The organism is Rheinheimera oceanensis, from assembly GCF_018831085.1.
GTDB classification, from domain to species: domain Bacteria; phylum Pseudomonadota; class Gammaproteobacteria; order Enterobacterales; family Alteromonadaceae; genus Alishewanella; species Alishewanella oceanensis.
The window spans coordinates 45,717-55,085 of sequence record NZ_JAGPNM010000014.1; the positions used below are offsets into that span (position 1 = coordinate 45,717).

Consider the following 9,369-nt stretch of genomic DNA (forward strand, 5'->3'; position numbering starts at 1 on the left):
GCTTAAAGGGCGTGGCGTTGTGCCAGTTTGGCTTCTTTTTCCAGCTTTTTCCGGATCCGCTCACGCTTTAACGGCGACAGATAATCAATAAATAATTTGCCGACCAGATGGTCCAGCTCGTGTTGCAGACAAATTGCCAGCAGGCCATCAGCATCTAATTCAAACCAGTTGCCGTTTCTGTCTTGTGCCTTTACGGTTACCTGGGCTGCACGCTCTACTTTGGCGTAGTTTTGTGGCACAGACAAACAGCCTTCTTCATAGCTGGTTTCACCACTGCGGGCGGTAATTTCCGGGTTAATAAACACCATGGGTTCGTTGCTGTCTTCAGACAGATCAATAACCACCACGCGCAAGTGCACGTTTACCTGAGTTGCGGCCAGGCCAATACCATTTTCGTCGTACATGGTATCGAGCATATCGTCGACCAGTTGTTGGATCTCTGGCGTAACAGCTTCAACAGGTTTTGCTACTGTACGAAGCCTTTCATCGGGGTAATGTAATACATGTAAAACGGCCATAATACCTACAAAAATATGCTTTGTTTCAAAGGTTGTGATATGTTTTAATTTTAGCCATTAATGCGCTGTATTAACAGCTTAGTGTGCAATAATTACAACAAGAACGAGCTCAAGGATGCCGGCATGCTGAAAAAACTCGCTGCTATTGTCACTCTGGTGGTTATGAGTGGCTTTTTTAATGTGTTTGCCGATGTATTAAAAATTCGTGACGATGCCCCTGCCAGCTATGTTGTTAAGAAAGGTGATACTCTGTGGGATATCTCCGCTTTATATCTGAGTGAACCCTGGTTATGGCCACAGCTGTGGCAAATGAACCCTCAGGTTGACAACCCGCACCTGATATATCCCGGCGATACATTAACGCTTACTTATGATGCGCAGGGCAGGCCACGCCTGGCAGTAAATGATAAAGTAAAGCGTCTGTCGCCCACCGCGCGCAAAACGTTAAAAAGTGCCGACGCGGTGTCTACTTTACCGCTAAGTATGATTCGGCATTACCTGACATTTGAACAATCGCTGTCGGACGAACAAATTCAGGCTCTGCCCTATATTCTCGGTTCTAATGCCAATGTAAAAAACTCCGTCAGTGATCATATTATTTATGCTAAAGGTGTGCTGGACACCGGTGCCTCTTATGGTGTGTATCGCAAAGGCAAACCTTATGTTGATCCGGAAACTGAAACGGTATTGGGTTATGAAACCACATTGGTAGCCACTGCCCGGGCGTTCAGGCCCGGACATGACGCAACTGAAAATAAGCCGGCAGAAGCATCATCATTGAATGTGCTCAGTGTGAAACGCGAGATTAAACAAGGTGATCGCCTGATGCCTGCATTGGAAGGCCAGGCGTTACCGGCTTTTTTTGTGATGGCTAAACCGGAGTTTGATATCGCCGGAACCATTATTGATACCACGTCAAATCTGCGTGAGTTTTCCAAGTGGGATATAGTGGTATTAAACCGTGGCAATTTACAGAGTTTAAAAGCCGGCCATATGTTGGGAATTTACCGCAGTTCACCGGTTGTTATCGATGGTAAAAATGGCCCGGTGTATGTTGAAGATGCGAGCAAGCTGCAAAAAATGTTTAAGAACTTCGGTGACAGTACTATAGCGTTACCACGTGAAAAAGTGGGTGAGCTGATGGTATTTAAAGTGTCAGAGCAAACCAGCTTTGCTATTGTCACCAAAACACAACGTCCAATCCGGGTTGGAGATTTAATCGCTAACCTGTAACTCAAGTATGGAGCCAGTTTGTCATGGAGGATATCCGCAACTGGCTCGCTTTAGCCACTGTGCATGGCCTTGACGGCCTGAAGTTCCAACGTCTGAGCGAGCAAATATCGGTTACCGAGCTGGTAAAATTACCGGCCAGCACCTTAAGAGATATTGGTTTTACCGAGCGTCAGGCACATATACTGGCTTATGAGTCAAAAGCCAGGGTAGATAGTGCGTTGCAATGGCTGGCGCAGGCTGATAATCATCATGTTATTACTTATCTTGATCCACGCTATCCGGCATTACTAAAGCAAACCAAACAACCACCATTGTTATTGTTTGTTAAAGGCAACCCGCAGATCCTGGCACAACAGCAGTTAGCTATGGTGGGTAGCCGCCAGCCTACGCCAACCGGGCGTAAGGTGGCACAAAGTTTTGCGGCAGAATTGTCGCAGCAGGGCTATGTGATTACCAGTGGTATGGCACGTGGTATCGATAGTGAAAGCCATAAAGGTGCCTTGCAAGCCGGTGGCTTAACTATTGCTGTGCTGGGCCATGGTTTAAAGCAGGTGTATCCTGCTTCCAACAAAGCGCTGGCAGAAGCGATAACAGAGCAGGGCGCTCTGGTGTCAGAGTATTTTCCTGATGTGCTGGCGCGGGCAGAGTGGTTTCCGCAACGTAACCGTATTGTTGTTGGCTTAAGTATCGGCACTATAGTGGTAGAGGCAGGCTTAAAAAGCGGTACTTTGATCAGTGCTAACTTGGCAGCAGAATACAGCCGCGATGTATTTGCTGTACCCGGATCCGTGTATAGCCCGCAATCTGCAGGTTGCCATGCACTCATTCAGCAAGGCGCTAAACTGGTGACCTGCGTGGCCGATATATTAGAGGAATGGAGCTTTTTTCAGAAAAGTTGTCTAACAACTGAGCCTGAATCGGAAAAAAGTACTGAAACAGACTTGTTTGCCAGCCAGTTGTTGGCTAACGTAGGAGATGAAGTTACCGCAGTTGATTTGATTGCACAGCGCGCCGGTCTGGTGATTGCCGATGCAACTATAGCGTTGTTACAACTGGAGTTGGCTGGTGAAGTAGCAGCGGTTCCCGGTGGCTACATTAGAGTGAGGAGTGCCTGAGTATGTTTGATATCCTCGTTTACCTGTTCGAAAACTATATCCACAACGAATCTGACATTTACGTTAATCATGCCGATCTGACCAAAGAGTTAAGCCGGGCGGGTTTTCATGACGACGATATCTTCAAAGCGCTAAAATGGCTCGACAACCTGTCTGCGCTGCAGGAAAGTCATGTTAAGCCATACTTGTCAAAAGGCACCTCCAATGCCACCCGCATCTATTGCGCGGCGGAATTGGCTAAAATGGATGTTGAGTGCCAGGGCTTCTTGCTGTTTCTGGAACAAATTAATGTGTTGGATGCGGTTACCCGCGAGATGGTTATCGACAGGGTGATGGATCTGGACAGTAACAGCATTAGCCTGGAAGATTTAAAATGGGTGGTACTGATGGTGCTGTTTAATGTACCTGGCCGTGAAAATGCGTATGCCCAAATGGAAGATTTAATTTTTGATGAACCTGAAGGGCCGCTGCACTAAGCGGCCTTAACCTTTATGACCGATGATTCCGCGTTATTTGCGCTGCCGCAACAGCAGCAGTTATGTCCGTTGTGCCAGCAGCCGCTGGTAATCAAGTCTGGTAAAAATGGCCCTTTTCTCGGTTGCAGTGCTTATCCGGCCTGCAACTATATCAAAGCCTTACACCAGCATGAAACCAGCATAGTAAAAGTGCTGGATAGCGAAGCTTGTCCGCAATGCGGCAATGCACTGGCAGTTAAAAACGGCCGTTACGGCATGTTTATTGGCTGTACCGATTATCCGCGTTGTAATTTTGTGGTGCATGAACACAGCGAACAACCAGACGCGGAGCGCCTGGCTTGCCCTAAATGTAAACAGGGCCAGTTGACCGAGCGGGTAAATAAATTTGGTAAAGTGTTTTGGGGTTGCGATAGTTACCCAAAATGCAAGTTTTTGCTGAATGACAAACCTGTTGCAGGTAGTTGCATGGTGTGTGGTTTTGGTTTGCTGATGGAGAAGAAAGGCGTGTTGTACTGTGCAGATAAAAAGTGCGGCGAAAAACAGCCGGCAGCTTAAGCTACCGGCCTGCTTATTAGTTTAACCGCTTTGCCATTTGAGCCAGCTCAGGAAAAGCAGCCTCAGGCAATAGCATGATCAATTGCTCAAAACGCTGCTTCAACTGAGTATTATCTGCCGCAGATAAATTAATATGGCCCATTTTACGGCCAGCGCGTTTGCTTTTTCCATACCAGTGCAGGTGCAGCCCCGGTAGCGCCAGTATTTGCTCCGGCACAGTGTCCTCGCCAAGGATATTTACCATCAAACTTGGACGAACCAGAGCCGTGCTGCCCAGCGGTAAACCGCATACGGCACGTAAATGTTGCTCAAACTGGCAGACATCGGCACCTTGCTGGGTCCAGTGGCCGGAATTATGCACCCGCGGTGCTATTTCATTGACCAGCAACTCACCGTTAACATCAAAAAACTCAATTGCCAGTACGCCGACATAGTTCAGCTGATTTGCTACCGCAGTAAACATTTGTTGCGCCTGCTGTTGCAGCTGTTCGTTGCCGCTAATAGCTAATGATACGCTAAGTACACCATTAACATGATGGTTTTCGGTTAGCGGATATACCTGTATTTCACCTTTGCTGTTACGGGCGCCAATCAGTGACACTTCACGTGAAAACGGAATAAACTGCTCAGCCACTATGGCTTGCTTGCCATCCGCGGCCAAAAAGGCACTGATCTCCTGCCACAGCGCCGCGGCTTGCTCTGGTTGCTTTAGCCGCCACTGGCCTTTACCGTCATAACCGGCCAGTGCACTTTTAAATACCAGTGGCAAGCCCAGCTTGCTGATAGCATTACTAAAATCGGTTTCATTATAAATAATGTGGTAACTGGCAGAGCGCACCCCGGCGCTGTCCAGCAACTGTTTTTCTAACCGGCGATCGCCACCGGCTTTAATTGCCGCCTCACCAGGGAAAAACTTACCGCTTTGCTGACACTGCGCCAGTACCGGCAGCGGAATGTGTTCAAACTCGGCGGTTACTACGTCGGCATCGGCTATCGCATTGGCAAGGCCTTTGCCGAGATCCTGCTGTGTTAGCGGGTGCACTATACTATCGCTGTTAACATCATACGCACTGATACTAATGTTCAGCGGTGCTCCGGCCAATGCCATCATCCGTGCCAGTTGACCGGCACCCAGCACTAATACCTTCATAACGGCACCTGTGACGGATCGGGCTGGCTTAACACCATATCGGTTTGTGCCTGGCGGAAGGCATCAATTTTTGTCATTAGCTCAGGACTGTTTGTAGCCAGAATTTGCGCCGCCAACAAGCCAGCATTGGCCGCGCCGGCATCACCAATGGCCAGGGTGCCTACCGCTACACCTTTAGGCATTTGCACAATTGACAGCAAAGAGTCCAGGCCTTTAAGGGCTTTCGATTGCACCGGCACCCCCAATACCGGCAGGCTGGTAAAGGCGGCAGCCATGCCGGGTAAGTGCGCTGCACCACCTGCACCGGCAATAATGACCTTTAAACCACGGCTGGCGGCAGTATTAGCATAATCGGCCAGCAACTGTGGTGTGCGATGTGCGGAAACAACTTTGGTTTCATAGGCAATACCGAACTTATCCAGCATATCAGCGGCGTGCTTCATAGTAGGCCAGTCTGAGGTTGAACCCATGATGATGCCAACTTGCATTGTTGTTTCCTTCTGTACGTGATGAACTAAAAGCGTGAAGGCGCTATTATAGCCAGTTGCGCAACTGAAGAAAATTTTAACTGTGTTTTTCGTCTAATTATCCGGAGTAGTAGCAACAAATGACAGAACAGCAGCTGGTTTTACAGGCCTTGCAACAAGGTGGCGTTATCGCTTACCCCACCGAAGCCGTTTATGGTTTAGGTTGCGACCCGGATAACGAGGCGGCAGTATTGGCGCTGCTGGCAATTAAACAGCGGCCGGTGGAAAAGGGCCTGATTTTAATTGCTGCTAACTATTCGCAGTTGTTGCCCTACGTTGATGACAAAGCCATACCGCAGGAAAAGCGCTACCAGATATTCTCCAGTTGGCCCGGCCATGTTAGTTGGGTGTTGCCAGCCAGCAAAATGGCCCCTAAGTGGATCACCGGTCAGTTCGACACTATTGCGGTGCGGGTCAGTGCTCATCCGGTGGTGCAGCAGCTGTGCAGTGCTTATGGCAAACCGCTGGTATCAACCAGTGCTAATTTATCCGGTCAGCCGGCCATTACCGACAAAGCTGAGCTGGAGCAAAGCCTGGGTGATAAGTTGTCTGCTATTATGCCCGGGCCTTTGGGCGGTGCCACGCAACCCAGTCAAATTCGTGATGCCTTAAGCGGCAATATAGTAAGGAGTTAAGGTGACCAACAGCCAACCTCAGCATCATCTGGCAGCTGTGCAACAGTTTTTACAGCAATTGCAGGACAATATTTGCGCTGCGTTGCAGCAGGCAGATGGCAGCGCACACTTTGTTGAAGATGCCTGGCGGCGGCCTGAAGGCGGCGGCGGTAAAAGCCGCGTGCTCACCGGTGGTAAGGTATTTGAGCAGGCCGGGGTGAATTATTCGCATGTATTTGGCGCCAGTATGCCAGCGTCGGCTACTGCACACCGGCCTGAGCTGGCAGGGCGCAGCTTTAATGCCTGTGGTGTGTCGCTGGTGATCCACCCGAATAATCCGTATTTGCCAACAACGCATGCCAATGTACGCTTTTTTATTGCAGAAAAACCTGGCGAGCCAGCAGTGTGGTGGTTTGGCGGCGGTTTTGATTTAACCCCTTATTACCCGTTTGAAGACGATGTTGTACATTGGCACCAAACGGCTAAAACAGCCGTTGACCCTTTTGGGGCCGACTATTACCCTGCGTATAAAAAATGGTGTGATGAATACTTTTATTTAAAACACCGCGGCGAAACCCGTGGTGTTGGCGGGCTGTTTTTTGATGATTTAAACGCGCCCGGTTTTGAACAAAGCTTTGCCCTGATGCGTGCTGTGGGTGAGGCCTTTATTCCGGCGTATTTGCCAATAGTTGAGCGGCGTAAAGATACGCCCTATGGCGAGCATCAGCGGCAGTTCCAGTTGTACCGCCGTGGCCGTTATGTTGAATTTAATCTGGTGTACGACAGGGGCACCTTGTTTGGCCTGCAAAGTGGTGGCCGCACCGAGTCGATTTTAATGTCAATGCCGCCGTTGGTGCGCTGGCAATATGGCTATCAGCCCGAGCCTGGCAGTGCCGAAGCGTTATTGTACGAGCGTTATCTTAAACCGCAGAACTGGCTGAAGCTTCAGGCCTAGCAATTAATCATATGGCTCGCCAGTTGACCTATCGACTGGCGAATGCCGTCTCGTAGCATTTTGTTTTCTATTACTTCATCCAGCGCTTTATTCATACAAAACATCCACTGATCACGCAGTTTTTCATCTACCGGGAAAGGTAAATGCCGGGCGCGCAGGCGGGGATGGCCATACTGTTGTTCAAACAATGGTGGGCCGCCAAGCCAGCCGGATAAAAACTGGAAAAACTTCTGCCGGATAGTATCCAGCGGCAACGGGTGGATAGCATATAGCTCAGCAGCTTCGGGCGCGGTTTCCATCACATCATAGAAACGGTTTGCCAGCCTACGCACGGTGTCTTCACCGCCCATCATAGCGTAGGGGGTTTGCTGCGGCGTAGGGTGCGGCTTGCTATTTGGCGTGGTTTTATTAAAAATCATCTGTATTAACTTCTTAATGGACATTACTTGTGGACCGCTATGCTGTATTCGGTAATCCGATAGGCCACTCAAAGTCGCCCTTTATTCATAATCAGTTTGCTGCCGCACTTGGCGAAAAACTGCAATACGACGCCATTTTAGCACCGCTTGATGGCTTTGCCGACAACTGGCATAGCTTTGTTGCTGCCGGCGGTAAAGGTGGTAATGTCACAGTGCCGTTCAAAGAAGCCGCCTATCAGTTGGCTGAAGCGTTATCGGGTAGGGCACAACAAGCTGGCGCGGTAAATACACTTTATATAGATAGCAAAGGTAAGCTTTGCGGTGATAATACCGATGGTATTGGCCTGGTGGCTGATCTGCAACGATTAGGCGTAAATCTGCAGGGCATAACGGTATTGTTGCTTGGTGCCGGTGGGGCCAGCCGCGGTGCCATTGGCCCATTGTTGGATGCAGGTGTTAAACAGCTGGTGCTGGCTAACCGCACAGTAAGTAAAGCGCAGGCGATTGCTGCAAATTTTGACCCGTGTGTTAGCGCTTGTGGTTATGCTGACATTCCATTACAACCTTATCAGCTAGTGATTAATGCCACCTCTTCCGGTTTAAGCGGTGAGCGGCCGTTAATCGCCGCACAGCATTTACAGCATTGCCAACTGGCATACGATATGTTGTACGGCGCAGCACCAACGCCATTTTTACACTGGGCAAAAGAGCAGGGCGTGCCTCTGCAAGCGGATGGTTTAGGTATGTTAGTGGCACAGGCGGCTGAAGCTTTTTATATCTGGCGTGGCAAACGACCAGACGTGACGCCGGTACTGGCGTTATTACAGCAGCAGTTACAAGCAGTATGAACCAACAGCTTATTTTTAATAATGATTTCGTGCTAGACAGCGCCAGACAAGCAGTGCGTTTTAGCTGTCTGGTCAGCGGCTTAAAAGTGTATTGCTTTATCCCACTGCCAGCAGAGCAGCCGCCTGACAACTTTTTACAGCAGATAAAGGCTGATGCCTTTCACTGGGAAGACGCTGCCGAGCAGGCGATAGCGGACGACTCTTATAATACAGCAGGCGAGATCTGGCTTTAAGCTTCAGCCAGATACTCGTTTTTCAATATTACATAGTTCGCTGCTGATTCAGTTAAAAAGGCTTTTTCGGCATCATTCAGCGGCCGCGCATGCTTCGCCGGGCTGCCAACATATAAGTAGCCACTTTGCAGCCGCTTACCCGGCGGCACTAAACTGCCGGCGCCGATAATCACCTCATCTTCTACTATTACATCGTCCATCACTATAGCGCCCATACCAACCAAAATGCGATTGCCCAGAGTGCAGCCATGCAGCATCACTTTATGGCCTACGGTAACATCCTCACCGATAATCAGCGGCGAGCCAGCGGGTTTGCCCCGGCTTGGCCTGGATAAATGCAATACAGAGCCATCCTGTATATTCGTGCGGGCACCAATACGGATATAGTTCACATCACCACGTGCTGCGACCAAGGGCCAGATACTGACATCTTCTGCCAGTTCAATATCGCCAACCAACACGCTGGATTCATCTATGTATACCCCTGGGGCCAGTTTCGGCGTTATACCTTTATAAGCTCGTATCGTCATAATGTCCTCCAATGCTGCGTTATTATGCAGCAAATGTATTAAAAAAGCGCTTTTCGACTAATTTTTCTGCGAACGATCTTAAAAACATAAGTTTTCTCAAATAACCGCTTGCAGGTATTCCAAAAGGCCCTATAATGCGCGCCATGCCACGGGGTAGCGCTGATGCGGTGCTTCGGGTGAGTTAAAACGGGCCGCA

13 protein-coding genes are annotated in these 9,369 nt (G+C 49.4%); 8 read left to right on the top strand and 5 right to left on the bottom strand.

Features of this window, described 5'->3' with window-relative positions; all coding sequences use genetic code 11:
• Positions 1 to 2: 2 nt before the first annotated feature.
• Positions 3 to 518 carry a peptide deformylase gene (def, locus tag J3B89_RS19725; RefSeq protein ID WP_215399351.1) on the bottom strand — a complete coding sequence of 172 codons (516 nt, stop codon included), beginning with the start codon at positions 516 to 518 and terminating at the stop codon, positions 3 to 5.
• Positions 519 to 641: 123 nt separating this feature from the next.
• Here def and J3B89_RS19730 point away from each other — a divergent pair, with 123 nt between their 5' ends.
• The 4 genes from J3B89_RS19730 to J3B89_RS19745 are packed head-to-tail and all read left to right on the top strand — an operon-like array spanning position 642 to position 3,897.
• Positions 642 to 1,751 (top strand): LysM peptidoglycan-binding domain-containing protein, encoded by a 1,110-nt coding sequence (locus J3B89_RS19730; RefSeq protein WP_215399352.1) that lies wholly within the window; start codon positions 642 to 644, stop codon positions 1,749 to 1,751.
• Between the two features lie 23 nt (positions 1,752 to 1,774).
• Positions 1,775 to 2,866 (top strand): DNA-processing protein DprA, encoded by a 1,092-nt coding sequence (gene dprA, locus J3B89_RS19735; RefSeq protein ID WP_215399353.1) that lies wholly within the window; start codon positions 1,775 to 1,777, stop codon positions 2,864 to 2,866.
• 2 nt (positions 2,867 to 2,868) lie between these two features.
• Positions 2,869 to 3,342 (top strand): DUF494 family protein, encoded by a 474-nt coding sequence (locus J3B89_RS19740; protein ID WP_215399354.1) that lies wholly within the window; start codon positions 2,869 to 2,871, stop codon positions 3,340 to 3,342.
• A 15-nt stretch (positions 3,343 to 3,357) separates the two neighbouring features.
• On the top strand, positions 3,358 to 3,897 hold the full coding sequence (locus J3B89_RS19745; RefSeq protein WP_215399355.1) for a DNA topoisomerase family protein: 540 nt from the start codon (positions 3,358 to 3,360) through the stop codon (positions 3,895 to 3,897).
• A 16-nt stretch (positions 3,898 to 3,913) separates the two neighbouring features.
• Here the strand turns inward: J3B89_RS19745 and J3B89_RS19750 are convergent, their stop codons facing one another.
• Both J3B89_RS19750 and purE read right to left on the bottom strand, forming a co-directional pair.
• Positions 3,914 to 5,047, bottom strand: a complete 1,134-nt coding sequence (locus tag J3B89_RS19750; protein WP_215399356.1) for a 5-(carboxyamino)imidazole ribonucleotide synthase — start codon at positions 5,045 to 5,047, stop codon at positions 3,914 to 3,916.
• The gene (gene purE / locus J3B89_RS19755; protein ID WP_215399357.1) at positions 5,044 to 5,535 is read right to left on the bottom strand and encodes a 5-(carboxyamino)imidazole ribonucleotide mutase; all 492 of its coding nucleotides are present in this window, start codon (positions 5,533 to 5,535) and stop codon (positions 5,044 to 5,046) included. The genes J3B89_RS19750 and purE overlap by 4 nt, the downstream gene beginning before the upstream one ends.
• 119 nt (positions 5,536 to 5,654) lie before the next feature.
• On the opposite strand from purE, the gene tsaC reads away from it, so the two are divergent.
• Both tsaC and hemF read left to right on the top strand, forming a co-directional pair.
• Entirely contained in the window at positions 5,655 to 6,209 is a 555-nt protein-coding gene (gene tsaC / locus J3B89_RS19760) for an L-threonylcarbamoyladenylate synthase type 1 TsaC (RefSeq protein WP_215399358.1), read from the top strand.
• 1 nt (position 6,210) lies between these two features.
• The gene (gene hemF, locus J3B89_RS19765; RefSeq protein WP_215399359.1) at positions 6,211 to 7,143 is read left to right on the top strand and encodes an oxygen-dependent coproporphyrinogen oxidase; all 933 of its coding nucleotides are present in this window, start codon (positions 6,211 to 6,213) and stop codon (positions 7,141 to 7,143) included.
• Here the strand turns inward: hemF and J3B89_RS19770 are convergent.
• Positions 7,140 to 7,562 carry a group II truncated hemoglobin gene (locus J3B89_RS19770; RefSeq protein WP_251372591.1) on the bottom strand — a complete coding sequence of 141 codons (423 nt, stop codon included), beginning with the start codon at positions 7,560 to 7,562 and terminating at the stop codon, positions 7,140 to 7,142. The two genes, hemF and J3B89_RS19770, sit on opposite strands and share 4 nt — an antisense overlap.
• Positions 7,563 to 7,591: 29 nt before the next feature.
• On the opposite strand from J3B89_RS19770, the gene aroE reads away from it, so the two are divergent.
• Positions 7,592 to 8,410 carry a shikimate dehydrogenase gene (aroE, locus tag J3B89_RS19775; protein ID WP_215399361.1) on the top strand — a complete coding sequence of 273 codons (819 nt, stop codon included), beginning with the start codon at positions 7,592 to 7,594 and terminating at the stop codon, positions 8,408 to 8,410.
• Entirely contained in the window at positions 8,407 to 8,643 is a 237-nt protein-coding gene (locus tag J3B89_RS19780) for a DUF1488 family protein (RefSeq protein ID WP_215399362.1), read from the top strand. Before aroE ends, J3B89_RS19780 begins: the two co-directional genes overlap by 4 nt.
• Here the strand turns inward: J3B89_RS19780 and J3B89_RS19785 are convergent.
• Complete coding sequence (locus J3B89_RS19785) at positions 8,640 to 9,173, bottom strand: gamma carbonic anhydrase family protein (RefSeq protein ID WP_215399363.1); 534 nt, start codon at positions 9,171 to 9,173, stop codon at positions 8,640 to 8,642. The genes J3B89_RS19780 and J3B89_RS19785 overlap by 4 nt on opposite strands.
• Positions 9,174 to 9,369 lie beyond the last annotated feature (196 nt).

Bases quoted from the DNA above. Each gene is read 5' to 3' on its own strand.
- def (WP_215399351.1), bottom strand. From the start codon at position 518: ATGGCCGTTTTACATGTATTACATTACCCCGATGAAAGGCTTCGTACA.
- J3B89_RS19730 (WP_215399352.1), top strand. From the start codon at position 642: ATGCTGAAAAAACTCGCTGCTATTGTCACTCTGGTGGTTATGAGTGGC.
- dprA (WP_215399353.1), top strand. From the start codon at position 1,775: ATGGAGGATATCCGCAACTGGCTCGCTTTAGCCACTGTGCATGGCCTT.
- J3B89_RS19740 (WP_215399354.1), top strand. From the start codon at position 2,869: ATGTTTGATATCCTCGTTTACCTGTTCGAAAACTATATCCACAACGAA.
- J3B89_RS19745 (WP_215399355.1), top strand. From the start codon at position 3,358: ATGACCGATGATTCCGCGTTATTTGCGCTGCCGCAACAGCAGCAGTTA.
- J3B89_RS19750 (WP_215399356.1), bottom strand. From the start codon at position 5,047: ATGAAGGTATTAGTGCTGGGTGCCGGTCAACTGGCACGGATGATGGCA.
- purE (WP_215399357.1), bottom strand. From the start codon at position 5,535: ATGCAAGTTGGCATCATCATGGGTTCAACCTCAGACTGGCCTACTATG.
- tsaC (WP_215399358.1), top strand. From the start codon at position 5,655: ATGACAGAACAGCAGCTGGTTTTACAGGCCTTGCAACAAGGTGGCGTT.
- J3B89_RS19770 (WP_251372591.1), bottom strand. From the start codon at position 7,562: ATGATTTTTAATAAAACCACGCCAAATAGCAAGCCGCACCCTACGCCG.
- J3B89_RS19780 (WP_215399362.1), top strand. From the start codon at position 8,407: ATGAACCAACAGCTTATTTTTAATAATGATTTCGTGCTAGACAGCGCC.
- J3B89_RS19785 (WP_215399363.1), bottom strand. From the start codon at position 9,173: ATGACGATACGAGCTTATAAAGGTATAACGCCGAAACTGGCCCCAGGG.